This window comes from Micromonospora violae (assembly GCF_004217135.1).
GTDB lineage: Bacteria > Actinomycetota > Actinomycetes > Mycobacteriales > Micromonosporaceae > Micromonospora > Micromonospora violae.
On sequence record NZ_SHKK01000001.1, the window covers coordinates 646,439 to 673,426 of the forward strand.

Annotated in this window: 22 protein-coding genes; 11 read left to right on the plus strand and 11 right to left on the minus strand. The window is 72.3% G+C overall.

What is annotated here, in order from left to right; translation table 11 throughout:
- Nucleotides 1-387 precede the first annotated feature (387 nt).
- The 3 genes from EV382_RS02890 to EV382_RS02900 all read left to right on the plus strand — a co-directional run bounded on the left by EV382_RS02890 (nucleotide 388) and on the right by EV382_RS02900 (nucleotide 5,674).
- Nucleotides 388-2,445 carry a DNA gyrase/topoisomerase IV subunit B gene (locus EV382_RS02890; RefSeq protein ID WP_130400099.1) on the plus strand — a complete coding sequence of 686 codons (2,058 nt, stop codon included), beginning with the start codon at nucleotides 388-390 and terminating at the stop codon, nucleotides 2,443-2,445.
- A gap of 32 nt (nucleotides 2,446-2,477) precedes the next feature.
- Nucleotides 2,478-4,961 (plus strand): DNA gyrase/topoisomerase IV subunit A, encoded by a 2,484-nt coding sequence (locus EV382_RS02895; protein WP_130400100.1) that lies wholly within the window; start codon nucleotides 2,478-2,480, stop codon nucleotides 4,959-4,961.
- Between the two features lie 194 nt (nucleotides 4,962-5,155).
- Nucleotides 5,156-5,674 (plus strand): TrmH family RNA methyltransferase, encoded by a 519-nt coding sequence (locus tag EV382_RS02900; protein WP_130400101.1) that lies wholly within the window; start codon nucleotides 5,156-5,158, stop codon nucleotides 5,672-5,674.
- Between the two features lie 78 nt (nucleotides 5,675-5,752).
- On the opposite strand, the gene EV382_RS02905 is transcribed toward EV382_RS02900, so the two are convergent.
- A complete protein-coding gene (locus EV382_RS02905) occupies nucleotides 5,753-6,034 on the minus strand; it encodes a peptidoglycan-binding domain-containing protein (RefSeq protein WP_208758299.1) in 282 nt (93 codons plus the stop codon).
- 379 nt (nucleotides 6,035-6,413) lie between these two features.
- Here EV382_RS02905 and EV382_RS02910 point away from each other — a divergent pair, with 379 nt between their 5' ends.
- Complete coding sequence (locus EV382_RS02910; RefSeq protein WP_244236517.1) at nucleotides 6,414-9,161, plus strand: AfsR/SARP family transcriptional regulator; 2,748 nt, start codon at nucleotides 6,414-6,416, stop codon at nucleotides 9,159-9,161.
- A 40-nt stretch (nucleotides 9,162-9,201) separates the two neighbouring features.
- Here the strand turns inward: EV382_RS02910 and EV382_RS02915 are convergent, their stop codons facing one another.
- The 7 genes from EV382_RS02915 to pseB form a co-directional block, all read right to left on the minus strand.
- A complete protein-coding gene (locus EV382_RS02915) occupies nucleotides 9,202-9,837 on the minus strand; it encodes an alpha-ketoglutarate-dependent dioxygenase AlkB (RefSeq protein WP_130400104.1) in 636 nt (211 codons plus the stop codon).
- A gap of 210 nt (nucleotides 9,838-10,047) precedes the next feature.
- Entirely contained in the window at nucleotides 10,048-11,226 is a 1,179-nt protein-coding gene (locus EV382_RS33205; protein WP_244236897.1) for a PseG/SpsG family protein, read from the minus strand.
- Complete coding sequence (locus EV382_RS02930; protein WP_279636431.1) at nucleotides 11,223-11,987, minus strand: cytidylyltransferase domain-containing protein; 765 nt, start codon at nucleotides 11,985-11,987, stop codon at nucleotides 11,223-11,225. The genes EV382_RS33205 and EV382_RS02930 overlap by 4 nt, the downstream gene beginning before the upstream one ends.
- Entirely contained in the window at nucleotides 11,984-13,810 is a 1,827-nt protein-coding gene (locus tag EV382_RS02935) for a class I SAM-dependent methyltransferase (protein WP_130400105.1), read from the minus strand. Before EV382_RS02935 ends, EV382_RS02930 begins: the two co-directional genes overlap by 4 nt.
- Entirely contained in the window at nucleotides 13,800-14,642 is an 843-nt protein-coding gene (locus EV382_RS02940; protein WP_130400106.1) for a hypothetical protein, read from the minus strand. Before EV382_RS02940 ends, EV382_RS02935 begins: the two co-directional genes overlap by 11 nt.
- 10 nt (nucleotides 14,643-14,652) lie before the next feature.
- On the minus strand, nucleotides 14,653-15,810 hold the full coding sequence (locus tag EV382_RS02945; protein WP_130400107.1) for a DegT/DnrJ/EryC1/StrS family aminotransferase: 1,158 nt from the start codon (nucleotides 15,808-15,810) through the stop codon (nucleotides 14,653-14,655).
- The gene (gene pseB / locus EV382_RS02950) at nucleotides 15,810-16,790 is read right to left on the minus strand and encodes a UDP-N-acetylglucosamine 4,6-dehydratase (inverting) (RefSeq protein WP_130400108.1); all 981 of its coding nucleotides are present in this window, start codon (nucleotides 16,788-16,790) and stop codon (nucleotides 15,810-15,812) included. The genes EV382_RS02945 and pseB overlap by 1 nt, the downstream gene beginning before the upstream one ends.
- Before the next feature lie 367 nt (nucleotides 16,791-17,157).
- On the opposite strand from pseB, the gene EV382_RS02955 reads away from it, so the two are divergent.
- Complete coding sequence (locus EV382_RS02955) at nucleotides 17,158-18,885, plus strand: hypothetical protein (protein WP_130400109.1); 1,728 nt, start codon at nucleotides 17,158-17,160, stop codon at nucleotides 18,883-18,885.
- A gap of 103 nt (nucleotides 18,886-18,988) precedes the next feature.
- Here EV382_RS02955 and EV382_RS02960 read toward each other — a convergent pair whose 3' ends face one another.
- A complete protein-coding gene (locus EV382_RS02960) occupies nucleotides 18,989-19,525 on the minus strand; it encodes a GNAT family N-acetyltransferase (protein ID WP_244236518.1) in 537 nt (178 codons plus the stop codon).
- Nucleotides 19,526-19,598: 73 nt separating this feature from the next.
- Here EV382_RS02960 and EV382_RS02965 point away from each other — a divergent pair, with 73 nt between their 5' ends.
- The 4 genes from EV382_RS02965 to EV382_RS02980 are packed head-to-tail and all read left to right on the plus strand — an operon-like array spanning nucleotide 19,599 to nucleotide 22,308.
- The gene (locus EV382_RS02965) at nucleotides 19,599-19,850 is read left to right on the plus strand and encodes an acyl carrier protein (protein ID WP_130400110.1); all 252 of its coding nucleotides are present in this window, start codon (nucleotides 19,599-19,601) and stop codon (nucleotides 19,848-19,850) included.
- A complete protein-coding gene (locus EV382_RS02970; RefSeq protein WP_130400111.1) occupies nucleotides 19,847-21,142 on the plus strand; it encodes an AMP-binding protein in 1,296 nt (431 codons plus the stop codon). The genes EV382_RS02965 and EV382_RS02970 overlap by 4 nt, the downstream gene beginning before the upstream one ends.
- A complete protein-coding gene (locus EV382_RS02975) occupies nucleotides 21,135-21,890 on the plus strand; it encodes an SDR family NAD(P)-dependent oxidoreductase (RefSeq protein WP_130400112.1) in 756 nt (251 codons plus the stop codon). Before EV382_RS02970 ends, EV382_RS02975 begins: the two co-directional genes overlap by 8 nt.
- Nucleotides 21,874-22,308 carry a hypothetical protein gene (locus EV382_RS02980; protein WP_244236519.1) on the plus strand — a complete coding sequence of 145 codons (435 nt, stop codon included), beginning with the start codon at nucleotides 21,874-21,876 and terminating at the stop codon, nucleotides 22,306-22,308. Before EV382_RS02975 ends, EV382_RS02980 begins: the two co-directional genes overlap by 17 nt.
- A 176-nt stretch (nucleotides 22,309-22,484) precedes the next feature.
- On the opposite strand, the gene pseI is transcribed toward EV382_RS02980, so the two are convergent.
- Together pseI and EV382_RS02990 are read right to left on the minus strand one after the other, a co-directional pair.
- Nucleotides 22,485-23,537: a pseudaminic acid synthase gene (pseI, locus tag EV382_RS02985; protein ID WP_130400113.1), complete on the minus strand. Its 1,053-nt coding sequence runs from the start codon at nucleotides 23,535-23,537 to the stop codon at nucleotides 22,485-22,487.
- A gap of 133 nt (nucleotides 23,538-23,670) precedes the next feature.
- Nucleotides 23,671-24,852, minus strand: coding sequence for a glycosyltransferase family 2 protein (locus EV382_RS02990; protein ID WP_130408377.1), 1,182 nt, complete (start codon nucleotides 24,850-24,852; stop codon nucleotides 23,671-23,673).
- A 279-nt stretch (nucleotides 24,853-25,131) separates the two neighbouring features.
- Between EV382_RS02990 and EV382_RS02995 the strand changes: the two genes are divergently transcribed.
- Entirely contained in the window at nucleotides 25,132-26,358 is a 1,227-nt protein-coding gene (locus EV382_RS02995) for an acyltransferase family protein (RefSeq protein ID WP_244236521.1), read from the plus strand.
- A 91-nt stretch (nucleotides 26,359-26,449) separates the two neighbouring features.
- Nucleotides 26,450-26,953, plus strand: a complete 504-nt coding sequence (locus EV382_RS03000) for a hypothetical protein (protein WP_130400114.1) — start codon at nucleotides 26,450-26,452, stop codon at nucleotides 26,951-26,953.
- The last annotated feature ends 35 nt before the right edge of the window (nucleotides 26,954-26,988 follow it).

Consider the following 26,988-nt stretch of genomic DNA (forward strand, 5'->3'; position numbering starts at 1 on the left):
GGGCCCCCATACATCGAAAGATGAAAGATTCTCTGAGGCGCGATCAGATCACCTCGGCGCGACGGGCGTCAATGGCCTGTAACAGATTCGTTCGATGAACGACACGCGCCGGTAGGCAGGACGCCGTAGCGCGTCGAGGCCGGCGCGTTGCGCTGTCCGCAGCCGCGCGGTGCCACCCGGGGGGTCGGGGCGTCGCGCTGTCCCTGCGTGGTTTCATGATCAGTCGGCGGGTGTTCGTTGGCTCACGTCCGGCGTGCCACGCGCGGCGGGTCGCGTAGGTCCTCCTGGCGTTGTCCTAGCCTCGGGCTAGGCTCGCTGCGGCGCGCCACGCCGGCTGATGTCGCCGGTGACCGGCAGCACACCGCCGAGACCGGGGAGTACGACCAGTTGACCGCAGAGCCTGACACCCTGTACGGGGCCGATGACCTCACCCACCTTGAGGGGCTGGACGCTGTCCGCAAGCGGCCCGGCATGTACATCGGTTCCACTGACAGCCGTGGCGTGGGTCACCTCGTCAACGAGATCCTCGACAACTCCACCGACGAGGGTGTCGCCGGTCACGCCAGCCACGTCGAGGTGATCCTGCACCCCGACGGTTCGGTGCAGGTCGACGACGACGGCCGGGGCATCCCGACCGACGTGCACGCCAAATCCGGCATCTCCGGTGTCGAGCTCGTGCTGACCCGGTTGCACGCGGGCGGCAAGTTCGGCGGCTCCGGCTACAAGACCTCCGGCGGTCTGCACGGCGTCGGCGCGTCGGCGGTCAACGCGCTGTCGCGCCGCTTCGACGTGACCGTCCGCCGGGCCGGCAAGGTCCACGCCATGTCGTTCCGGCACGGCGTCCCGGGCATCTTCGACGGCGACGGGCCGGATGCGCCCTTCACCCCGGGCCCCGGGCTCCAGGTGATCGGCGCCATGAAGCGCGGCCAGCGCACCGGCACCTCGATCCGTTGGTGGCACGACGCCCGCTACTTCGAGACCGGCGCGGCGCTCGACGTCGACGCCGTCCGGATGAAGCTGCGCAACACCGCGTTCCTGGTCCCCGGCGTGACCTACCTGCTGCGCGACCTGACCGGCGAGGCGCCCGCCGAGGAGCGGTTCCACTTCCCCAACGGGCTCAGCGACATGGTGGAGTTCCTCGCCCCGGCCGGCGACCGGCCGGTCTCCGGCATCCTGCTGGTCAACGGCGAGGGCACCTACCGGGAGAACGCCGCCGACGCCAACGGCGTCATGCAGTCCAACGTGCAGCGGCGCGCCGAGGTCGAGGTGGCGTTCCGGTGGGGCACCGGCTACGAACGCACCGTCGAGTGCTTCACCAACACCATCCGCAACGCGCACGGCGGCACCCACCGCAAGGGTTTCGAGCGGGCCCTCGTCCGCGCGCTCGCCGACGCGATCCGCAACACCCGTGGTCTGCTCAAGGCCAAGGAGGAGCCCCCCACCCTGGACGACGTCCTGGAGGGGATGACGGCGGTGGTGCACGTGCGGATCCCGGAGCCGCAGTTCACCTCGCAGACCAAGGACGAGCTCTCCACCACCGGCATCACCAAGGTGCTCCAGTCCCTGGTCGACGCGCACGTCAAGGCCTGGCTGGAGGACCGACGCACCAAGGCCGAGGCGCGCACCGTCCTCCAGAAGATCGTCGACGCGGCCCGGGTGCGCCTGACCCAGAAGCAACAGAAGGACGCCGCCCGGCGCAAGACCGCCCTGGAGGGCGCGTCCATGCCGCCGAAGCTCGTCGACTGCCGGGCCACCGGCATCGACCGCAGCGAGCTGTTCATCGTCGAGGGTGACAGCGCCCTGGGCACGAGCCGGATGGCGCGTTCCTCGGAATACCAGGCGCTGCTGCCGATCCGGGGCAAGATCCTCAACGTCCAGAAGGCCAACCTCCAGCAGGTGCTGGACAATGCCGAGTGCGCCGCCATCGTGCAGGTCCTCGGGGCCGGCTCGGGCCGGACCTTCGACCTCGCCGCGCTGCGCTACGGCCGCGTGCTGATCATGGCTGACGCCGACGTGGACGGCGCGCACATCCGTACCCTGCTGATCACCCTCTTCGCCCGCTACATGCGGCCGCTGATCGAGGCCGGTCGGCTCTACGCGGCGATGCCGCCCCTCCACAAGATCACCACCAAGGGGCGCAGCCCGCAGACGACCTACACCTACACCCAGGCCGAGATGGAGGCGACGGTCCGCAAGCTGGAGAAGGCCGGCAAGCAGATCGTCACTCCCATCCCACGGTTCAAGGGTCTCGGTGAGATGGACGCCGACGAGTTGTGGGACACCACGATGAACCCGGCCACCCGTGCCGTTCGCCGGATCACCCTCGACGACGTCGACGCCGCCGAACGCATCCTCGAACTGTTGATGGGCGAGAAGGTCGAGCCGCGCCGCAACTGGCTCATCGACTCCGCCGACCGCGTCGACCGCGATGCGATCGACGCATGATCACCTGTCTTGTCCAAGGGGAGAGCTGAGTCATGGCACGCCGCAAGGAAAACAAGGTCGACCTCTCCTCGTTCGACCAGGCCGGCGCGCGGGTCTTCGACAACCCGCTGGTCACCGAGGTCTCCGACTCCTACCTGGAGTACGCGTTCTCGGTCATCCACTCCCGCGCCCTGCCCGACGCCCGCGACGGCCTCAAGCCCGTGCACCGGCGCATCCTCTGGTCGATGTACGAGCAGGGCTACCGCCCGGATCGCGGGCACGTGAAGTCTGCCCGAATTGTCGGGGATGCGATGGGCAAGTATCATCCACACGGCGACACGGCGATCTACGACGCGATGGTCCGCCTCGCGCAGGACTTCTCCCTCAACGTGCCACTCATCGACGGGCATGGAAATTTCGGCTCCCCGGACGACGGCCCGGCTGCCAGCCGTTACACCGAAGCGCGGATGTCCCGCGAGGCCATGCTGCTCGTCGGTGAGCTGGGCGAGGACACCGTCGACGTCGAGCCCAACTACGACGGGTCGCTGACCCAGCCGACCGTGCTGCCGGCGGCCTTCCCCAACCTGCTGGTCAACGGCGCGTCCGGGATCGCGGTCGGGATGGCCACCAACATGATCCCGCACAACCTGGCGGAGGTCGTCTCCGCGGCCCGCTGGCTGATCAACCACCCGGACGCCACTCTGGACAAGCTCATGGAGTTCGTCCCCGGCCCCGACCTGCCCACCGGTGGGGTGCTGCTCGGCCTGGACGAGGTGCGTCGGGCGTACGAGACCGGGCGTGGCGTGGTGCGGATGCGCGGCAAGGTGGAGATCGGCCCGATCGAGGGCAGCCGGGGCCGTCAGGCGATCACCGTCGTCGAGTTGCCCTACGGCGTCGGCGCGGAGAAGGTCATCGCCGCGATCACCAACGAGGTCACCAAGACCAAGCGGCTGACCGGCATCGCCGACGTCAAGGACCTTACCGACCGGGAGAGCGGCACCCGGCTCGTCGTCGAGTGCAAGGTCGGGGTCAACCCGCAGGCGCTGCTCGCCGACCTCTACCGGCTGACCCCGCTGGAGCAGTCGTTCGGCGTCAACAACCTGGTCCTGGTCGACGGGCAGCCGCGCACGCTGGGCCTCAAGGCGCTGCTGGAGGTCTTCCTGGCCCACCGCTACGAGGTGGTCACCCGACGCACCACGTACCGTCGGCGTAAGCGTCAGGAGCGGCTGCACCTGGTCGACGGTCTGCTGATCGCGCTGCTGGACATCGACGAGGTGGTCCGGCTGATCCGGGGCAGCGACGACGCGCAGGCCGCGAAGGACGGGCTGATGAGCCGGTTCGGCCTCTCCGACATCCAGGCCACCTACATCCTGGACACTCCGCTGCGCCGGCTGACCAAGTTCGACCGGATCGAGCTGGAGACCGAGCAGGAGCGGCTGCGCGCCGAGATCGCCGAGCTGAGCAAGATCCTCGACGACGAGCGGGTGCTGCGCAAGGTGGTCTCCGACGAGCTGGCGGCCGTGGTCAAGCAGTTCGGCACCGACCGTCGTACGACGCTTGTCGACGGTGACCTGAAGGAGGTGCTGGCCGCGTCCGCGCCGGCCGGCCCGCTGGAGGTCGCCGACGACCCGTGCCAGGTGATCCTCTCCGCGACCGGGCTGGTCGCCCGGACCGCGGCCGAGTCGGAGGAGAGCGCCGAGGGGCGTCGCCGCAACGGCCGGGTCAAGCACGACACGGTACGCGCGATCGTGCACTCCACGGCCCGTGGTCGGGTGCTGCTGTTGACCAGCGCCGGTCGGGCGTTCAAGGTCGACGTCCTGCCGCTGCCGGTGCTGCCCGAGCAGGCCGGCACGGTGTCACTGCGCGGCGGCATGTCGGCGGCCGAGTTGGTGCCGTTGGCGGCCGGGGAGACCGTCGTCGGCCTGGCCCCGCTGGGCGCGCAGGCGGAGGGCTCGCCGGGGCTCGCGCTGGGCACCCGGCAGGGTGCGGTGAAGATCTGCGCGCCGGAGTGGCCGGTGCGTTCCGACGAGTTCGAGGTGATCGGTCTGCGCGACGGTGACGAGGTGGTCGGGGCGACCTGGCTGACCGACGGCACCGAGACGCTGACCTTCGTCACCTCGGAGGCGTCGCTGTTGCGCTTCCCCGCCACGTTGGTCCGTCCGCAAGGGCTCAAGGGCGGCGGGATGGCCGGCATCAACCTGCCGGCCGGGGCGCGGGTGGCGTTCTTCGGCGCGGTCCGCACGGACGATCCGGTGCACGGCGAGCCGATGGTGGTGACCTCCACCGGGGCGACGGTCAAGGTGACGCCGTTCAAGGCGTACCCGGCGAAGGGGCGGGCGACCGGCGGCGTGCGCGCGCACCGCTTCCTCAAGGGTGAGACGGACGTGGCCGTCGCCTGGGTGGGCCCGCGACCGGTCGGCGCGACCGCCACCGGCGACCCGGTGGAACTGCCCGCCGCGGATCCCCGCCGCGACGGCAGCGGCTTCGCGGTCATGCTCGGCCCAACGGTGGTAGGCCACCTCATCGAACGCGACTGACCCGCAGGCCCACACCTGCGTCGATCATGACGTTGTTGCCCGGACACTCCGGTGTTCCGGGCAACAACTTCATGGTCAACCAACTCGCTGGGTGCGCGGTATGGTGAGGGCCTTGTTCCCGGTGATGGTTCGGGTGCACCGCTAAGCACCTTCCCGATGATGTCTGTTCTGTCCGGCGGAGTCGCCGGCGCGGCGTGAGCGCCGCTATCCGGGTCCGGCCGAGGCGTGAGCTGCGCGCCGCCCGCCGGCCCCGGCCGCACCGCTGCTGGGGTCACCTGATCGCCGCGCCACTCTGGCCGATGCACGGCGCGAACCTGGGCACCCTGTTACGTACCTGCGACGCGGTCGGCGCCTGCCTCGCCGTGCCACCGTTCCGCTGGGTGGACGAGGCCATCGCGCGGGGAAACACGTTGCGGCGGCCGGGCTGCGTTCACCGGGTCGGCAGTCCGCTGCGCTGGCTGGCCGCCGAACGGGCCGCCGGCACCCGGGTCCTCGGGGTGGAGTTGGCCGACGAAGCCGTCCGGCTCGGTGATCTGCCCGCCGCTCGGGGCCGCACCGTGGTGCTGTTGGGCCACGAGGCGACCGGCATCCCGCCCGAGGCGCTCGATCATCTGGACGCGGCGGTGGAGATTCCCATGGTCGGCCATGGCCACAGCCTGAACGTCGCGGTAGCCGGCTCCCTGGTCCTCTACAAACTGGCCGGCCTCCTCTAGGGCAGCCGCCGTGCCAGGTGGTACGAATAGGTCCGGACCCATCGGGTCCGGACCTACCGTGCGCGGGCGAGGGGTGGATCAGCAGGCGTAGGACTTCGCCCAGCGGTAGTCGGCCTTGGCCTGCATGTCGTTACCCCAGAACGCGCCGTAGTAGCAGAGCGCCGCCCAGGTCTGCGGGCCGACCCACCCGTCGACACCGATCCCCGCCGCGCGCTGGATCTTGATGATCGCGGCCTCGGTCTTGGGGCCGTAGTGGCCGTCCCGGGCGATCGGACCGGCTTCGCGGCGGGCCGAGTTGGTGATCGAGATGACGTTCGCGATTCCCTGGATCGCCTTGACGCAGTTACCGCTACCGCCCAAGCCGTACGTGTACTGGCGGCATGGGGCCGTGGCGGCGGAGGCCGGACCCGCCGTCACGACCATCGTCGTGAACGTCAGTGCGACAGCCGTCAGTAGCGCACCAATCCTGGAATTCATTAACTGTGATCCAATCCGGGTTGGGATCGTCGTGCGGCCAGGCCGGATGGCCCGATGCTCGTCGATGGGGCGGTGTGGACGGTGGAACGGTACGGTGGGGCCGGTACAACCGCCGCACAATTGGCGTACATACCCGCGTTGTCCGGGTGTGGTGCGTGCGGCGGCACATGGCAGTGCCCACAGGTGAGGTGCCTGGTTGCGTTTCGAACTCCTTGGCCCGTTCCGCGTGTACCGCGACGGCCGGTCGGTTCCACTGGGCTCGGTGAAGCAGCGTCTCCTGCTGGCGACCCTGCTGCTGCGCCCGAATGAGGTCGTCGGCACCAACGAGTTGACCGCGATGCTGTGGGGCGACGAGGAGCCGGCGTCGGCCGCCGCGAACCTCCGCACCTATGTGCGCGGGTTGCGGCGCTCGCTGGGCGGTGGGGCGACCTGGGACGGGATAACCGCCGCGGGCGGCGGCTACCTGCTGCGGGTGGGCCCAGACGAACGGGACCTGGACCTGTTCGACGCCGCGGCGGCGCGGGGCCGGGAGGCGTTCGCCGCCTCCGATCTGGACCGCGCCGAGGCCGAACTCTCCGCCGCGTTGGGCCTGTGGCGTGGTGCGCCGTTGTCCGACCTGCCGCTGCGCTCGACGTTGGCTCGGCGGGTGGCGCAGGTGGAGGAACGTCGGTTGCTCGTCGAGGAGGACTACGCCGAGGTGGTGCTGGCCCTCGGCGCGCCGGCCGACGTCGTACACCGTTTGCGCGGCCTGCTCGAACGGCACCCGCTGCGGCAGCGGGCGTGGGGCCAGCTGATGGTGGGCCTGTACCGCATCGGAGACGTGGCCGGCGCGCTGGATGCTTTCCGGCAGGCCCGTCAGACGCTGGCGGACGAGACCGGCCTCGATCCCGCACCCGAGCTCGTCACCCTCTACGACGACATCCTGCATCACCGCCCGGGGCTGGCGGCGCAAGCACCACCGGGGCCGGACCGGCCGGCGCCGGACACGGCAGTGGAGCCGCTCATTCAGCGCCCCGAGCAACTGCCACGTGCGGTGCCGGAGTTCGTCGGACGCAGCGTCGAACTGGCGGCCCTCGATGGGCTTCTGGGCACCGGGGCTGAGGGGCCGACGAGTGTGGCCATCTCGGTGGTGTCCGGCATGGCCGGAGTTGGCAAGACGGCCCTGGCGTTGCACTGGGCGCACCGGGTCGCCGACCGTTTCCCGGACGGCCAGCTCTACGTGAACCTACGCGGCTACGACGAAGCGGGCGTGGTGTCCCCGGCCGATGCGCTGTCCGGTTTCCTCGAAGCGCTCGGCGTGCCCCACGCCCGGATCCCCTCCGACCTGGAGGCCCGGACCGGTCTCTACCGCAGCCTGCTGGCCTCCCGTCGAATGCTCCTGGTGCTCGACAACGCCCGCGACTCCGCCCAGGTGCGTGCCCTGCTGCCCGGTGCGGGCAGTTGCCTGGTCGTGGTCACCAGCCGGGACCGGCTCGGCGGCCTGATCGCCGCCGAGTGCGCCATCCCGTTGACACTGGACGTGCTCACGGCGGACGAGTCGATGAGCCTGCTCGCCAGACGTCTCGGGGTCAGCCGGCTCGCCTCCGAGTCGGTGGCGGTGGCCGACATCATCGATACCGCCGGGCGCCTCCCGCTGGCACTGTCGATCGTGGCGGCGCGCGCCGCGACCCATCCCACGTTTCCGCTCAGCGCGATCGCCGCCGAACTGCACTCCGCCGAGGCGAGGCTGGACGCGTTGGCCGACGGCGACGTCCGGCGTGTGTTCTCCTGGTCGTACCTGGCCCTGGGCGCGGACGCGGCCCGGCTGTTCACCCTGCTGGGGCTGCATCCGGGCCCGGACCTGACCGTCGCCGCGGCCGCGGCGCTCGCCGGTGTGTCGGCCGCGGCCGTGACGCCGCTGCTGCGGGAATTGACCCGGCTCAACCTGCTGGCGGAGCACGCGCCCGGCCGGTTCGCCTTCCACGATCTTCTGCGCGCGTACGCGGCCGAGCTCGCCCACTCGTCGGAGCGCGGCGACGAACGCGGCCTGGCCCGACAGCGCCTGTACGACCACTACCTGCACGCCGCGTATCCGGCTGCGTTGCTGCTCCAGCCGCAGTGGCCGCGGATCGAGCCGGTGCCGCCGCTGCCGGTGCCCGCCCGGCGGCCGGTGACCGACCACGACGGCGCGCTGGCCTGGTTCACGGCGGAGCATCGGGTGCTGGTCCGGGTGGTCCGACAGGCCGCCGAGAGCGGCTTCGAAACGTACGCCTGGCAGCTCGCGTGGGCGCTGAACACCTTCGTGGCCCCGCGCGGTCTCTGGCAGGACCAGCTCGCCATCCAAGGGGTCGCGCTGGCGGCCGCCGAGAAGATCGACGACCTCGCCGGTCAGGCCGTCGCCAACCGGCTGGTCTCCCGCGCGCTGACCCGACTGGGCGACCGCGTCATGGCCGAGTACCGGCTCAAGCGCGCCCTTGAGCTGCACGAACGTCTCGGCGACCCGATCGGCCAGGCCCAGACGCTGCACAACTACTGCGAACTCTGCTATCTGGACGGCCGGCTCGACGAGGCGCTCGCGCACGGTCGCGAGGCGCTGCGGCTCTACCGGCTGGTCGGCAACCACGCGGGCGAAGCCCGGACGCTCAACGCGATCGGTTGGCTGCTCGCCAGCACCGGCGACTACGTCCAGGCCATCGCCAGCTGCACCGAGGCCCTTGAGCAGCAACGACGGACCGACGACCGCAACGGTCAGGCCGCGACGTTGGACAGCCTCGGCTTCGCCTACGACCGCCTCGGTGACCGGGACCGCGCGGCTGACTGCTACGAGCAGGCGATCACGCTCTTCCGCGACTCCGCGGACCGGTACCACGAGGCGGAGACCCTCATCCGGCTCGGGGACACCCGGGAGGCGATGGGCGACCGGAACGCCGCCGCTGCCGCGTGGCGCCTGGCCGCGCGGATCTACCAGGACGTGGGCGACCCGGCAGCCGAGGAGGTCCGCGGCCGCCTCGAACGTCTGGTCCCGTCCTAGCTGTCCCACGGCCGCTCGAAGCGGGCAGCGGGTCGCCGGCTCAGGCGACGTTGTGGGGGCGGAACTGGACGCTCACCCGGGGGCCGACCGGACGGGTGGTCTTGGGGATGGCGTGTTCCCAGGTGCGTTGACAGGAGCCGCCCATCACGATCAGGTCGCCGTGGCCCACCGGGAAGCGCAGGCTCTCGCCGCCGCCGCGGGGGCGGAGCAGCAGCGGTCGGGGTGCTCCGAAGGAGACGATCGCGACGACCGTGTCGGTGTGCGCCGAGCGGCCGATGGTGTCGCCGTGCCAGGCCACGCTGTCGCGCCCGGAGCGGTAGAGGCACATGCCGGCGGTGACGAAGGGTTCACCCAGCTCCGGCGCGTAGTGCCCGCTCAACGCCGCCCGCGCGGCCGTGAGCACGGGGTGGGGGAGTGGCCTCGCGCGGTCGTACCAGCAGAGCAGGCGGGGCACGTCGACCTCGGCGTCATACATGGTGCGCCGTTCGGCACGCCAGGGCACCTGGGTGAGCAGGGTGTCGAGGACCGCGTCGGAGCCGCGCACCCAGCCGGGCAGGTGGTCGACCCAGGCGCCCCGGCTGAGCTGGTGCCGGCGGATCTGGCCGGGCAGCGGCCCCAGGGTCGGCCCGGCGTCGGCCAGGTCGAGCATCGACGGCTGGTAGGCGACCTGCGTCATACGGCCACCCTAGCAGCACTTTCGTACACCCGTGCTAGCGCCAACCCGCCGCTCCCCGGCAAGGCCCCCTGGCCCGTCGATCACCCCTGACCCGTCGATCATGGAGTTGTGGTGCCTGAATTAGTGTGACACGGGTGATTTGTCACCCACCACAACTCCATGATCGACGGGACGACGGGGCGGGGGCAGGGGGCCGGGGGCGGGCGGGTGTTAGGCGTTGGCGGGGTGGGTGGCGTTGAGTACCGCGTCTACGACTCGTGTGCGGCCCTGACCGTCGACGGTGGACCAGGCGCGTGCGGCGAGCGTCGCGCGGCGCTGCGGTGAGCTGAGCAACCCGTGCAGGGTCCGCGCCGCCGTGGCGCGGGCGGCACGTCCGGCGACGCCGGCGGTGGTCAGCGCCGACAGCTCGCCGAGGCCGGCGGCCAGGCCGTGCCGTACCACCCGGGTGTACGACTCACGTTGGTTGTCGACCACGCAGACCAGTGCGCTGGGCGCGCCGAGGCAGCAGAGTTCCCAGGTGGACGTGCCGGCGGCGCTGATCACCAGGTCGGCTCCGGTGATCAGCGCCGGCAGTTCGGTGGTGGGCGGGACCGGTCGGATGATCTGCCCCCGGCCCGGGGCGACGTCGTCGACCTGCGCCTCGATCTCGGGTCGCCCGACGATGACCGTGAGGTCCATCGGGTGACCGGTGGCCACCAGCACCCGGGTCAGGACCGGGGCCGCGCCGACCGCGTCGGTGCCGCCGAAGAAGGCCAGCACCCGGGGGCGGCTGACCTCCGTGGCGGGCGGGACGACCGGTGGCCGGGCGCTGATCACGGTGTCGCGCAACAGGGCGTAGCCACTGCCGGCGAGCAGCCGGCCCGGCAGTCCTGCCCGGGAGCCCAGGCCGGACAGCTCCGCCCCGGAGCCCAGGCCGGGCAGCTCTGCCCCGGAGCCCGGAGCCGGCAGCTCTGCCCCGGAGCCCGGAGCCGGCAGCTCTGCCCCGGAGCCCAGGCTCGGCTGCTCCGCTCCGAAGTTCTGGTCGAGGTAGAGGTCCGCGACCTGGCCCCGGCTGTCGCCGTCGATGATGGCGAGGGTGAACACGCCGGCGGCGCGCAGCGCGCCGGCCCCGGCCGGGTCCAGCTCGTACGAGTCGAGGACCAGCACGTCCAGGTGGTGTCGGCGGGCTGCCTCGACCAGTTCGGCCGCCGAGTCCGGGCCGGGGAGCAGCGGAATGCCGCGCGCGGCCAGCTCCGCGACGGCCCAGTCGAGCCGTTCGACGGTGCCGAACACGGTGACGTCGGCGCCACGGGCGAGGAACTCCTCGGCGAGCGCCAGGCAGCGGACGAGGTGACCGACGCCGCGCCGCGGCCCCGCGTCGCACCGCAACCCGACCTTCAGGGTGCTCAGGACTCCTCCAACAGCTTCTGTCGTACGTCGGCGTTGAGGGCCCGCAGCCGGGGTTGACCGTCGAGCCAGTCGGCCAGCTTCGTCAGCGGCACGCTGATGTCCCCGAAGTGGTCGATGATCGCGCTGACCAGGGCCCAGTCCTGTTCGGTGTCGAGGGTGAGCCGCAGCGCGGAGCGGTCCGGGGTGAGTGTCACCCCGAGCACCCGGAACAGCTCCGGATGGGTGTACGCGTACGAGGTGACGTGCACCCGGTGGTGGTCGGTGGCGAGCTGGCCCAGGGTGCGCAGGGTCTCCGCTCGGATGATCTCGACGTCCAGCCCTCGGGGCAGGGTACGGGCGATCGACGTGCTCGCGTAGTCCAACCCGGGGACCGCCCGGTACACCGACGCGACCAGGGTGATGATCTCCGGGTCGAGCAGCGGGCAGTCGGCGGTGAACCGCATGACGGCGTCCCCCGGGTGCGCCGCGAGTGCGCCCACGAACCGGTCCAGCACGTCGTCGACCGGGCCACGGTGGCACGGCACGTCCAGCCGCGCGCACTCGGCGGCCACCGCGTCGTCGACCGCGTCGGTGCTGGTGGCGACCACCAGGTCGGCCAGGACGCCGCTGTCGCGGGCGGCGCGGACGACCCGGCCCAGCACGGAACGCCCGGCGAGAGGGCGGAGCACCTTGCCGGGCAGCCGGGACGAACCCATGCGCGCCTGCACGATGCCGACGATCCGTGGCGCCGCGCTGCCCCCAATCGGCGGTACGTCGGTCACTGCTGCTCCTCCTGCTTGGGGGAGAGCGCCGCGGTGGCCCGGCGTTTGGCCGCGCGGGCACCCCGCTTGGCGAGCCGGGCCGGGGTGATGGCGAGCCGGCCCACCCGGTAGCTGAGCGACCCGCTGAGCAGGCCGATCGTCGCCTCGGCCCGGCGCAGCGCCCGTTCCCGCGAGGTGAGCAGCTCCTCGGTCCATGCGGTCAGCGCGGTCAGCCGGGTGAGTTCCTCGCGCTGGCGCAGCCACGCCTCACGCAACTGCTGGTAACTGTGCTGCCCGGCCGGCGGGTCGGTCGGCGCGACGGCGTGCAGGTCGGTGGCGAGGTCGACCCGGCCGGCGACGTCCAGCCCGTGCAGCGCGGCGGCGATGGCCGCCTCGGCCTCGACCGCCGCACTGACTGTCGCGCGGTCGAGGTCGTGGCCGGCGAGGCCACCGAGCACCACGGTCAGGCCGGCGACGTCGAGAGTGGACGGCCACGGATGGGCGTACCCTCCGGTGAGCAGGCCGGCGGCGAAGCGCCACAGCCCGCGGGCCAGCACCACGTCGGCGGGCAGCGCGGCGGCGGCCCGCCAGCTGGGGTCGAGCACCGCGTACCGGTCGCCGTCGACCACCACGTTGTCGGTGCCGGCCAGCGCCGCCGCGCCGGCGATCCGGCCGTCGGGGTCGGCCTGGTCGGTGAGCCAACCGGCGTACCCGCGCAGCAGCGCGCGTACGGTGACCAGGTCGCGGCGCAGGGCCGCGTCGAGCAGCAGGGTACGCAGCAGCCGGCCGGCCGGCACCGGCCCGGACAGCGCGTCGGCGTCCCGGTACGCGGCCGTGCGGCTGGCGAACGGCGCGGCGGTCGGCGTCGTCGCGTCGGTGGCCGGGATGAGCCCCCAACGCCAACCGGAGGGGCCGTGCAGGACCTCCAGCACACCGAGCCCGGGGCGTCCGGTCTGCACGAGGGCCACCGGCAGGTCCCGGTCGACGGTCGGAGTGGCCGGGTCGGTGGGGTCGGCGGGCCGGTGGGCGAGCGTCAGCCAGCCCGGTGCGAGGTCGGCGGCGCGCCCGGCGTGCAGCGCGTCCACCGCCAGTCGGGCCGGGTCCTGGAGCACCTCTGCACCGGTGAAACCCCCGGCGCAGGCGCCGTGCAGGACCGCGTCGAACAGCCCGGAGCCCGCGTCCCGGTCGAGGTGGTCGGCGTCCAGCAGCGCCGTCGGGGCACCGACCTCGGGGTACGCGGCCCAGCAGGCAGCCGGTCGCAGCCCCACCACGGCGAGCCGCTCGCGCAGTTGGTCGCGGTTGGCCGGGTGGGCGCGGTCCAGCACCCCGCCGATCTCCCAGGCGGAGTCGTCCCGGCGGGCGTACCAGGGGGTGCTGTCGACCAGTCGGTGCAGGCCCAGCGGGTTGTCCAGGTGCAGCAGCAACGCGCCACCGGGTCGCACCGCGGTGGCGAGTCGGGCCAGCACGCCGTCCCAGCCGAGCCGGGTGCCCTCCACCGACTCCACCGGGTCCAGTCCGGCGGCGGCGATCACCACGTCGTACGTCTCGTCGGCGGGCAGCCCGGCCGGGCCGCCCACCACCACCCGCGCGGCCCGGTGCGCCAACGCCACCGCGTCCGGGTGGCTGCGCAGCAGGCAGGTCACCTCGGCGTGGCTGAGCTGGTCGAGCAGCGCCGGGTCGTGGGGACCGGCCACCAGCACCCGGGTGCCGGGCGGCACCAGCCGGGCGGCCAGCGCGGCGACGGGCCCACCGTTGGCCAGCCGGTCCTGCGGCAGGTCCGACCAGGCCAGCATCTCGCCGCCCGGCAGGGTGATCCGGCTGGCGGGTGCCGTCTCAGTCGTCACGGTCTTCCTCCTGGAGGTTCGCCCAACCGAGCAGCTCGCGGAGCTCGGCCGGCGTGCAGCGGTGGTCGGTGCCCAGCTCGGCGCGGGCGATCTCGACCGCGGTGGGCAGGTCGACCGTGGTGCCGTGCAGCTGCGGCCACTGCCGTCGGATCCGAGCGGTGCCGCCGAAGGTCGGGTCCTCGTTGGACAGGATCATCGGGTCGCCGTAGACCGCCGGTTCACAACCCGCCGCGATGCCGTAGAAGATCGCGCTGGTCAACCGGTTGGACGCGACCCGACGATGCCGGCGCAGCTCGGTGAGCTGCCGGTCGAGGAACTCCGGGTCGGTGTCCTTCCACCAGTGCCCCCGGTAGCCGTGGCAGATGACCCGGAACCCGGCGCGCTCGTAGAGCCGGCGCACGTTGCGCATCCGGTACTCGTGCCAGTAGAGGCAGACCGTGACCGGGCCGGGCTCGGTGTCCCGGATGAGGGCGATGAGTTTGCGGTGGTCGCCCTTGACGTGCTGGCCCTCCCAGCCGTGGAACGGGTACCAGATGGTGCCCGCCCGCTCCTCGGCCGGTGGTTCCTCGGGGCGCAGGGCCAGCAGGTAGCTGAACGGCGCGCCGATGACGACCACGTTGCGTCGCCCCACCGACCAGGCCCGGCGGCGGGTCTGGTCCGACCAGAGCAGGCTGGGGGTACGTTCGGCGTACGGGTGCCCGGGGGCCAGGCCGTCACCGATGTTCCAGCCGTGCTGCACGTACCCGTTGATGCGTGGTGGGTGCCGGTCGCCGAGGCCGGCGTAGCGGGCCAGCACGTGGGCGTGGCCGTAGAAGTGGTTGGCGTGGTGCATCAGGTTCCCATCAGGCGGCGGAACGCACCGAGCCGACCCGGACCGCGGCGGTCAGCGCGTCGATGACGCGGTCCTGGTCGGCGTCGCTGAGCCCCGGGTAGAGCGGCAGCGACAGCTGCTGGGAGTAGAACGACTCGGCCACCGGGCAGGAGCCGCGCCGGTAACCCAGGTCGGCGAAGGCCGGGTGCCAGTGCACCGGGATGTAGTTGACCTGCACGCCGATGCCGGCGGCCCGCATCCGGTCGTACACCTCGCGGCGGCGACCGTCGAGCACCCGGATCGGGTAGAGGTGCCAGGCCGGGTCGGCCCACGACTTGCGGTTGGGCAGCAGCACGCCGTCCAGGTCGGCCAGCGCCTCGTCGTAGCGGGCCACCAGGGCGCTGCGGCGGGCGGTGAACTCGCCGAGTCGACGCAGTTGGCTGCGGCCCAGGGCGCAGAGCACGTCGGGCAGTCGGTAGTTCAACCCGAACTCGTGGACCTCCTGGTGCCAGCCACCCTCGTCCGGGAAGCGCAGGTCGTCGCGGTCGCGGACCACGCCGACGCCCCGGAACCGACGGGCCCGCTTCAGGATCTGCGGGTTCAGCGCCGCGACGGCGCCGCCCTCGGCGGTGGTCAGGTTCTTGGTCGGGAAGAACGAGAACGTGGTCAGGTCGGCGAGCGACCCGACCGGCCGGCCGTGATAGGTGCCACCGATAGAGTGCGCCGCGTCGGCCAGCAGCAGCGCGTCGCTGCCCCGCATCGACGTGCGCAGCGCGTCGTAGTCGGCCGGGTGGCCGGCGTAGTCGACGGCGGCGACGACCTTCGTCCGCGAGGTGACCGCGGCGGCGGCCGCCGCCGGGTCGAGGCAGAACGTCTCGTCGTCGACGTCGGCGAACACGACCGTCGCGCCGAGGGCGACCGCGCTGCTCGCGGTCGCCACGAACGTCATCGGCGGTACGACCACCTCGTCGCCCGGTCCCACCCCGGCCGCCGCGTACGCCACGTGCAGCGCGGCGGTGCCGTTGGAGACGGCGGCGACGCCGACCCCGCCGGTCCACCGGGCCAGGTCAGCCTCGAAGGCGTCGACCTGCGGCCCGGTGGTGAGCCAGTCGCCGCGCAGCACGTCGGCGACGGCCGCGACGTCGTCCTCGCTGATCGACTGCCGGCCGTACGGGAGCATCCCCGTCATCAGTTGAGGCCGAGCATGTCGCGCAACTGCTCGACGCTGAGCCACTCGTCGTTGGTGTCCGACTGGTAGGCGAAGCCGTCCGACACCGGGTCGCAGCCGACCGGCGGCTGGTAACCCCAGGTGGCGATCGTCGGCTGGACGATGAACCGGCCATCGGCGCGCAGCGTCCGCCGGCTGTCGTCGGGCGCGATCATCTCCTCGTGCAGCTTCTCGCCCGGCCGGATCCCGATCTCGTGCGTGGTGGCGTCCGGGGCCACGGCCTCGACCAGGTCGAGGATGCGCATGCTCGGGATCCGAGGCACGAACAGCTCGCCGCCCTGCATCTGGTCGAACGAGTCCATGACGAACTGCACGGCCTGGTCGAGGGTGATCCAGAACCGGGTCATCCGCTTGTCGGTGATCGGCAGGCTCTTGCCCTCGGCGGCCAGCCGGCGGAACAGCGGGACGACCGAGCCGCGGCTGCCCACCACGTTGCCGTAGCGCACCACCGCGAACCGGGTGGGGTGCTGGGCGGCGTAGTGGTTGGCCGACACGAACAACTTGTCGCCGACCAGCTTCGTCGCGCCGTACAGGTTGATCGGGCTGGACGCCTTGTCGGTGGAGAGCGCGATGACCTTCTTGACGCCGGCCTCGATCGCCGCGTCGACGACGTGCTGCGAGCCGGTGATGTTGGTGGCGATGTACTCCGAGGGGTTGTACTCCGCGGTGTCCACCTGCTTCAGCGCGGCGGCGTGCACCACGTGGTCCACGCCGTGCATGGCCCGGGTGAGGCGGTGCCGGTCCCGGATGTCGCCGATGAACCAGCGCAGTCGCGGGTCGTCGCCGAGCTGCTGGCGCAGCTCGTACTGCTTGAGTTCATCGCGGGAGAACACCACCACGCGGGCGGGGTCGGCCTCGTTGAGGATGTGCCGGAGGAACGTCCTACCGAAGGAACCAGTTCCCCCGGTGATCAGAATGGACGATCCATTCAACTCACTCAATGTGGTGCTCCCGTGTTCGTGGATGAACGAGCGGCCCTGGGCCGGCCGACCGGGGTGACACGCTAGCGATGGCGGGTTAACTCCCCGGCGCTCACGGATGAACCGCAATCTCTGCTCCCGTGAATGCCGGACACCGTGTAGACGAACACTTCCGGCCGTCCCGAATGCGGGCTGACCTGGCCCGATCGGGCCGTTACAGTGACCGCGCGGACGACCCGGCGCGCCCCGCGCGCGGGGCCAGGTCCCGCGTTCACCCGACATCCACACCTGCTCGGTGCGAGCGGGCCGCCCCGGCGTCGTCGACGCCGGCCGGCGGGCCCGTCGAATCGGCGTGGGCCCGTTCCGGCCGGTAATTCTGGAGGCGCTGATGGCACCCGGTAGTGACGTGATCGAGCGGCCGGTGGTGGAGCCCGGCACGTCGAGCGGCCGGCGTTGGCTGGTGCCGGTGCTGCTGCTCGTCGGTTGGCTGCTCAGCGTCGCCTGGCGGATGTGGTTGTCCCGACACATCGTGCTGCCGATCGCCCACACCGACGAGGACAGCTACCTGAACACCGCCCGCGCGCTGGCCGGCGGTCCGGGTGGCTTCAGCAGCGAGAACGACCTGCTGCGCCGGGTCGGCTACCCGATGCTGATCTCGCCGGCGTTCCTCGGGGACCGGGACTTCACCGACAGCTACCGGATCGTCCAGCTGATCAACGCGATCGTGAACTCGACGATGCTGCCGCTGGCGTACCTGTTCGGTCGCCGCGTGTTCCGGCTGCGCCGCTCGTACGCGCTGCTCGGCGCGGTCGTGGCGGCGACCCTGCCGGCCACCGCCTTCTACGCGGGCGTCGCCATGATCGATACCGTGATGGCGCCGCTGGTGGTCGCCTGGCTGCTCGCCGTGCACCGCTGGATCGCCCGCCCCGGCCTGCTCACCGCCGCCACCGTCGGCCTGCTGGTCGGCGGGTTCCATCTGCTGCACTCCCGCGGCCTGGTGATCGTGGCCGTGCACGCCGGACTGGTGCTGCTGCTCCTCGTCCGCCGCCGGATCAACCCGCCGACCGTGCTCGCGGCGCTGCTGCCGGTCCTCGCCCTGGCACTCGTCAACGAGGCCGCCATCCGCCACCTCGGCGGCAGGGTCTACCTGCTCGGCAACACCCCCGGCGGCAGCACGTTCGAGGCGCTCGCGTCGGCCCAGGGGGTGGTGCGGGTGAGCGCGGGGGTCACCACCCAACTCTGGTACCTCGTGGTGATCACGTTCGGTATGGCGGGGGTGGCCTGGGCCGGTGCCGTTCGCGAGCTGTGGCGTCCACGGCACGGCGACGCGACCCGCTGGACGATGGGCGTGGCGTTGGTGGTGACCGTCGGGGTGGCCGGCGGCGCGTCGGTGATCCTCGCCGGCATCACCGGCAAGCCGTTGGACGCGATCTACGGCCGCTACGTGCAGATGCTGGCGCCGTTCTGGCTGCTGGTCGGGGTAGGGGTGCTGTTCACCGCCGGGTGGTCGGTGGTGCTGCGCCGGGCGGCCGTCGCGGTGGCGCTGCTGGTCGGTGGTGGCGCGCTGGTCGCCGCCCGACTCGCGTACGTGGCCAGCCAGGGCCACCGGTTGCGCTACGGCGGGTTCAGCGCGCCCGACCTGATGGCGCTGACCGGGGGGTGGCGGGAACTGCGACCGGTGGTCGGGTCACTGGTCGGCATCGGCGGCTGTGTGCTGCTGGTCGCCGCGGCCCGGGTGCCCCGCCTGCGGCTGCCGATCCTGGCCGCCCTCGTGGTGGTCAACATCGTCACCATGCAGGTGATCGACAAGCGGATCGTGTGGCCGACCGCCGAGCGCACCGCGCCGACGCCCCGGGTGGCCGACGTCGGCGTACGGCCCGGCGAGCGGGTGTGGGCCTCCACCGGCGTGCACTACGTCCTGCGGTTCAACCTCAGCCACCAGGTGACCTGGACCGACGTCCGGTGGTTCGACGACGAGCAGCCGCCGGCAGCGGCGCAGGTCGTCTTCGCCCGCTGGGCCCCCGGGCAGGCCGACGACTGGGACGGCACGGCCTACGGCTTCGTCCGGCTCGGCGGCAACCCGGAGCAGCACTGGGCGGCCTGGCGCCGGGTCTGACCGACCACAGCCCGGTGGGCGCCGCTATTCGTGAACGGCGGATGTCCACCGGGCGCACGGTCGGTTAATGGTGTCGGTCCATACGCGGAAAAGTGTCCGACAATCACCGCTGACGGCGGTCGGCCCGAGCCAGAGAAATCGGGATGACGGTGATGTCCCGGCCGTCGGACAACTCCTGCCGTGGGGTGCCCTCGACGAATCGAAAACGCCGGTTCATCTGTCGTACGACGGTATTGTGGCTGAGCACCTCGCCGTCGAGTCGGTCCAGGTGCAGCCCGTCGAAGGCGTACTCGACGGCCTCCCGCATGACCCCCAGCCAGGCCGGCAGCGTCTCGCCCCGCCGGTCCAGCCCGTCGGCGTCCAGATAGAAGCCCCACGCGCCGGTGCGTGGACCGTCCAACCGCAGGTCGAAGAAGGTGACCACACCGCAGGGTCGGTCGTCGCGGACGTACATCAGCACCCGCCGGGACGGGTCGTCGCGGACCGCCGACCACCACCGGGCGTGCTCCTCGGGAGTGATCTCGTGACGGGTCTTGCTGACCTGCCGATTGGTTTCCTGATTACGCCAGGACAACATCAGATGAACGTCGTCCGCCGTCGCTTCGCGCAGCACGTGCGTCTCTCTTTCCTTGCCGTTCACGTCGGATCCCGGCACCTTACCCGGGCCTACCGGGAAAGCAGATATCCATTCGTTGGGTTGTAGACTGCGGCGCATGAACGAATTGAGTCGCGCGCAGATCCGCGACCTCATGGCTCAGGTGCTGAAGAATCAGGACAAGGAGCTGCCGGCGGGCGACGAGGCGCAGTTGCGGGAGATCGGCTTCCGGTCGCTCGACTTCTCCGAGTTGGCGCTGCGGGTGGAGGACGAGACGGGGGAGGAGCTCAACTTCGACGCCCCCGGGCTGCGGCGCATCGCCACCGTCGGGGACGTCCTCGACTTCCTCGTCGAGCTCCAACACCAGTGACCGTCGCGACGACGCGCCACCCGGCCCCCGCGCACCCGGAGCCGGCCGGTGTCGACAACCGGCTCGTCGTCGGTGGCGCCGCGCGGACCTGGCGGTCGCTGCCGATGCCCACGCTGCCCGATCCGGCGGCGGTGCTCGCCCACTCGGCCGTGCACGCGCTCACCGCGGCGCGGCAACACGCCGTGCACGGCACCGAGCTGCTGATCAGCACCGCGAGTCGGGTGGACGCCACGATGCGCGCCGAACTGTCGGCGGCCGGGTTCACCGTCAGCGTCCTCGACGACGACGGTGTGCGGCCGAGCGCGCCGACCCGGCCCCGAGTCGCCGAGCCCGGCCGGCTCTGGCTGCTGACCTCGGGCTCCACCGGGCGTCCGAAGCGGGTCGGGCACACCCTCGACACGCTGACCACCGTGCGGGCCGACCAGCCCGAGCGGACCTGGCTCTGCCCGTACGCCCCCGGCACGTACGCCTGGTGGCAGGTGGTCACCCTGTCGCTGACCCAGCCCGGGCAGCACCTGGTGGTGGTCGAGCCCGACGAGTTGGACGACTGGCCGTCGGTCGCGGCGGCGCACGGGGTGGACGCGGCCTCCGGCACCCCGACCTTCTGGCGGCGCACCCTCCACCGCGACGCCGACGCGCTGGCCCGGGTGCCGCTGCGTCAGATCACCCTCGGCGGAGAGCCGGTGGACCAGGCGATCCTGGACCAGCTGCGGGAGGTCTTCCCAACGGCCCGGATCTCCTGGATCTACGCCTCCTCCGAGGTCGGGGCGTCCATTGTGGTGCACGACGGGCGGGCCGGGTTCCCGGTCGACTGGCTGGACCGGGAAACCCCGGGCCGGCCGACACTCTCGGTCCACGATGACGAACTGGTGGTCACCTCCCCGCACCACGGGGTCGGTCTGGCCGGCCCGATCCGCACCGGGGACCGGGTGCAGGTGCTCGACGGCCGGGTGCTGATCACCGGCCGACTCGACTCCGACGAGATCAACGTCGGTGGCAGCAAGGTCTCCGCCGGTCTGGTCCGCGGCGTGCTGGCCGGTCATCCGGCGGTGGCCTGGGCCCGGGTGACCGGCCGCCGCGCCCCGGTGCTCGGGCGGATGGTGGTCGCCGAGGTGGTCCTCGCCCCCGCCGACCCGGCCGGCGCTGACCCGGCCTCCGCCGACACCGGTGTGCCGGACGAGGCCGCGCTGGTCCGCTGGTGCGCCGACCGGCTACCCGAGCACGCGGTGCCGCGCCGCATCCGCGTCCTGACCGACATTCCCGTCAAGGAGACCCTGAAGAGCGATGTCTGAGCCCGCCGACACCCAGCTCGTCCCGCCCAGCTCCGTGGTCCTCGTCTCCGGGGGCTCCCGTGGCCTGGGCCTGGCCATCGCCACCGACCTGCTCGACGCGGGCGTACGCGTGGCCGCGTTCGCCCGCACCGTCACCCCGGAGTTGGAGAAGCTCGCCGCCGAGCACCCCGACCGGGTGCACGTCGGCTCGGTCGACGTCACCGACCTGCGCGCCGTGCAGAGCTTCGTCCGCGAGGTGGAGCAGCGTCTCGGCCCGATCGACGGCATCGTCAACAACGCCGCCGTGGGGCAGGACTCCCTGCACGCGCACACCGCCACCGACGACATCGCCCGGATCATCGAGACCAACCTGACGGCCCCGCTCCAGCTGACCCGGCTGGTGATCCGCCGGATGCTCGCCAAGGGGCTGCGCGGGCGGATCGTCAACATCACCTCGATCTGCGGGCAGCGCGGCTTCCCCGGCCTCGTCGCGTACTCGGCCACCAAGGGCGGCATGGACGCGGCCACCCGCTCGCTCGCCCGCGAACTGGGTGGCCGGATGCTGGTCAACTCGGTCGCACCCGGCTTCTTCGCCTCGGAGATGTCCGCCGTGCTCGGCCCGACCCAACTGGACCAGATCGTGCGCCGCACCCCGACCGGTCACCTCACCGAGCCGGAGGAGGTCACGCCGGTCGTGCGGATGCTGCTGCGCGAGCACACCAACATCAACGGCCAGGTCATCGTGGTGGACGGTGCCGCCTCCAGCTGACCTGGACCGGCGGGTCCGCCCCCGTCCGGTGCCGGGGCTACTCGTGGCCGCCGAGCGGCATCTGCGCATCGGCGGCCCCGCCGACCTGGCCGACGCGGTGACCCGCAGCCACCTCGACGACGGTCGCTGCGTCGGCTGGTACGGCCCACCAACGCCCGGATGGCGGGTGGCGATCGACGCGGAACGCGCGAACGCCGCGGTGCCCCCGGCGCTGGCCCGCCGGTTCGGTGTGCAGGATTTCTGGGCGCGCTGGACCCGCGCCGAGTGCTGCTGCAAGCTGAGCGACGTGCCGGTGGCGGCCTGGTGGCGGCGTCACGGTCTGAGCACGCCGGCCGACGGGTCAGCGGTCTGGCGGACCCTCTGGGTGGCCGACCTGGTAGTCACCGTCGGCTTCACCCCCACCCCACCCACCCCCTAACAACCCGCCCCACCCCACGCCGCCCCCGACTCCCCGCCCCGACTCCCCGGTCGATCATGGAGTTGTGGTGCCTCACGAAACGGGCAGTGGTGGGTAAAACACCCACCACAACTGCATGATCGACGGGCGGGACCGGGCCAGGCCGGGCCGGGCAGGTGGGAGGCGAGGGGACGGGGTTAGATCAGGTTCCAGTTCAGGGGGGTGCCGCGCGGGACGTCGGTGGTGAAGGTGCGGCCCAGGACCCGGTCGATCTCCACGGGCACCAACCCGCCGGCCGGTCGGATTGAGCGGACGTTGTGCGTGGTCACCGGGTCGCCGGCCCGGACGTCCTCGACGACGTAGAGCGACCGGCGGAAGCGCAGCCCCTCCCGTTCGGCGGGGGTGGGGCCGATCGCGGTGCCGCCCAGCGCCGCGTACGCCCGGCCGGACTCGGCGACCAGGGCCGCGAGTTCGGTCGGGTTGAGGGAGAAGTCGGAGTCGACGCCGCCGTCGGCCCGGTCCAGCGTCACGTGCTTCTCGATGAAGCAGGCGCCGAGCGCCACGGAGGCGACCGCCACCCCGATACCGGGCGTGTGGTCGGAGAGCCCAACCGGCAGGTCGAACGCACCGGCCAGCACCGGCAGTCGGCGCAGGTTGCTGTCGGCCGGGGGTGCCGGATAGGACGCGGTGCAGGCCAGCAGGACGATGCCCGCCGCGCCGCCGGCTCGCGCGGTGCGTACGGCGGCGTCGATCTCGGCGACCGTCGCCATGCCGGTGGAGATCACCATGGGCTTGCCGGTGCTGGCCACGAGTCGGATCAGCGGCAGGTCGACCAGCTCCGACGAGGCGATCTTGTACGCGGGCGCGTCCAGCGACTCCAGCAGCTCCACGGCGGTCGCGTCGAACGGTGACGAGAAGACGGTCAGGCCACGCTCACGGGCCCGCTCGAAGATCGGGGCGTGCCACTCGTACGGGGTGTGCGCGCGCTGGTAGAGGCGGTACAGGTTCTCCCCGCCCCACAACTCGTGCCCGCTGGAGATCCGGAACGCCGGGGTGTCGACGTCGATGGTGATCGTGTCCGGCCGGTACGTCTGGAGCTTGAGCGCGTGCGCCCCACTCTCGGCCACCGCGTCGACGATGGCCAGCGCCCGGTTCAGATCGCCGTTGTGGTTGCCGGACATCTCGGCGACCACGAACGGTCGCTCGCCGGCACCGACCGCGTGCGGTCCGATGGTGATTGTCGCCGTCATTCCGACCTCTGCTCGGGTACTCCCGCACCGGTGTGCGGTGGTGCTGTCGTCGTCCGCCCGGCGGGCGGACGACCTGGAAAAGCGGGGCGCCGGGAGTCGTCCCGGCGCCCGGCGCGGTGCGGGGTGGGGGCGATCACGGCAGCTGACCACCGGCCAACGCGTCGAGTCGCCCCGGCGCGAGCGCACCGTCGCGCGTCGGCGCGGCGGCCGCCCGACGCCCCGGGTCCTCATCGCCGGTGAGCGAACCGCTGTCGGCGCCGCCCAGGACGGCTTGCCCGGGCTGACCCAGGGGCTGCTCCGGGCCGGGCCGACGCAGCCGCCCGGCGACCCGGTGGGCCTGGCGCAGCGCCGAGTACGCCAACCAGTCGCCCCGCCCGATGAGGCGGTGCTTGACCCCGGTCACGCCCGGGGGCAGCGGGTAGCCCCCGGCGGGCAGGTACCGGCGGTAGTGCGCGGTGGCCCGGTGGAAGAAGTCGCGCCGCAGGTGCGGGTGCAGCCGGCTGTCGTTGCCCACCACCACCAGGTAGTGGCTGATCATCAGCTCGAACAGTTCGGCCTGCCACCGCTCGTCCGGGTGCTTGCGCGCGACCCAGGCCATCAGCCGCTCGTACTGGGCGAAGGCGTCGAAGTGCCGGTCGCTGCGGGTGGAGGTGATCGCGCCCTGGCGGCCCTGGCGGTACAGGTAGCAGACCCGGTCCAGCACGGAGATCTTCTCGGCCCCGATCAGCAGCGGGTGGCTGAACGGGATGTCCTCGTACCAGCCGGGGAAGAACCGCAGCTCCAGCTCGTCCAGGAAGTCCCGGCGGATCACCTTGTTCCAGGCGGTGTGCTGCACCCGCAACAGCTGCGGCTGGTCGGCCAGCCGGGTGACGCCGGTGATTCCGCGCAGCAGCGGACTGCTCGCGTCGACCTCCCGCCGGCCGCCCTCGTGCACCCGCAGGTGGTCGAGCATCAGCACGTCGGGCTGGTGCTGACGCAGCCGGTCCAGCACCGCCGCTATCGTTCCGGGCGGCAACCAGTCGTCGCTGTCGATGAACCAGACGTACCGGCCGGTGGCCACGTCGAGCCCGGCGTTGCGGGCCAACCCCAGACCCACGTTGCTGTTCAGGTGCACGACGCGCACGCCGTCGCGGCCCACCGCGTACGAGCGGAGCATGTCGCCGCAGCCGTCCGGGGAGGCGTCGTCGACGGCGATCAGCTCGACCGCGTCGGATTCGCCCGACGGGATGTCGGCCCGGATCGACTCCAGGCACTGGTACAGGTACGCCTCGACGCCGTAGACGGGTACGACGATGCTCAGCAGCGGTGCGTGCATCGGCTCATTGACCACGCCCGCCACCTTCGATGGCCCGGGTGGCCGGCCCCGGAACCTGACGTTGCCGCCGACTGTGGAATCTCTGAACTCCCGCCCGGTGACGGGTTAACGCCGGCTGTCGGGCGGGTGGGACACGTCCGGTTCGGCCGGGAGTGACCCGGTAGGGTGCCCCGGTGCGGCCCTGCCGGGCCGTCGCGGGCGTCGCCGTCGCGCCGTCCGACGCCGCGCCGAGGAGGATACGACCGTGCTGGTGACCCTGCCGAGCGTCGGGCTCCCGGCATGACGAGCGTCGCCGCGGGGTCGGTCGCCCGACCCACCTCCGCCCCGCCCCGGCTGCCCTCGTTGACCGGGCTGCGGTGGATCGCCGCCCTGCTGGTCTTCGGTTTCCACGCGGGCACCATGCGGATCATCACCGAGCCGGACTACAAGGCGGTGGTCGACGGGCTGTTCACCCTGGGCCTCTCCGGGGTGCAGTTCTTCTTCATCCTCAGCGGTTTCGTGCTGGTCTGGTCGGCCCGGGTGGGCGACTCCCGGCGTACCTTCTGGCGGCGGCGGTTCGCCAAGATCTACCCGAACCACCTGGTGTTGTGGGGGGCGACGCTGGTGGTCGCCTGGTGGTTCGCCGACCCGGTCCTGCCGGCGGCCGCGCTGGAGAACCTGCTGCTGCTCCAGGCGTGGGACCCCCGGCCGGGCTGGTTCTACAGCATCAACACCGTCAGCTGGTCGCTCTCCTGCGAGTTCTTCTTCTACCTCTGTCTGCCGCTGGCGTTGCCGCTGCTGCGTCGGGCCCGACCGAAGCTGCTCTGGGCGCTCGTCGTCGCGCTGCCGTTGCTGATCCTCGCGCTGTGGCCGGCGCAGGAGCTGGTGCCGGAGGTGAGCCGGTGGTGGTTCACCCAGATCTTCCCGCCGGTGCGGTCGCTGGAGTTCTGGTTGGGCGCGGTGGCGGCCGAGTTGATGCGTCGAGGACTCTGGCGCGGTCCCGGCCTGCCGGTGGCCAGCGGGATCTTCGTGGTCACCTGGGTGGCGGCCGCGCAGTGGATCCCCGCCGAGTGGTGGACGACGCTGCTCGCGGTCGCGTACCTGTTGGTGATCACCGCTGCCGCGGACGCCGACGTGCGGGGCCGGCGCTCGCCGTGGCGGTCCCGGCCGCTGGTCTGGCTCGGCGAGGTGTCGTTCGCCTTCTACCTGGTGCACGTGCTGGTGATGACGAGCGTGCTGCGCTGGAGTGGGGACTGGGGGACCGGCTTCGGGGGCTGGCGCGGCCCGGCCGTGGTGCTCGGCTTCCTGGTGGCGAACCTGATCCTCGCCGGGCTGCTGCATCGCTTCGTCGAGACCCCGATGATGCGCCGGCTCGCGCCGCGCCGTCCGGCCCGTCCGGCGTCCGTCCCCCGACAACGCACGGCCGCCGGTACCGACGACGCGCCACACCCCGGAAGCGGGGTCCGAGGTGCGGCCGACGAGGTCGGTCCGGCCGGCGGTGGATCAGCGTACGTCGACTCGCGCTGACAGCGTCCATCCTGGTCAGCGGGTCGGCGCGGCGTGATCCGACACGCCCGTGGTCGGTGCGTCCGGGTCGGCGCGACGGTAGCGTGGGGACGTGCTCCCGGTCGCGTTCACCTGTCCGCTGTGGTGGGTTGCGCGCTGGGCGACGCGGGTGCTGACCAGTCTCGCCGTCGTCGCGGCCCTGGCGCTCGGCGCAGGCCCGGCCACGGCCGCCACGTCGACGCCCGGCCCGGTGCCACAGTCGAGCATGGTGCCACAGTCGAGCGCACGGCCGGCCCCGGTCGCCGCCGGGCCGCTGGCGGCCACCGTCCGGCACGCCGCGCCATCGGCACCAACCGCCACCAACGCCGGCCGTGCGCCGGGCGTCGGTGGTGCGGACGCCACGGGGTCGTGGGCACACGGTGCGGCCCGCCCGGCCCCGGCGAAGGCGGCCGGGGAGTCTGCTCCGACCTGGTCGGTCGACACGCCGGTGACGCTCCCCGGCGACCAGCGCACGATCGCGGTGCGCGTGCCGTCGGTTCGCGCCGCCGAGTCTGACCGGCTGCCCCTCGCCGATGGTGCGAGCGGCCGGGCTTCCCGGGCCCCACCCGGGCGCTGAGCCACCGGGACGACCGTCCCACCGCCGCGCCCTGT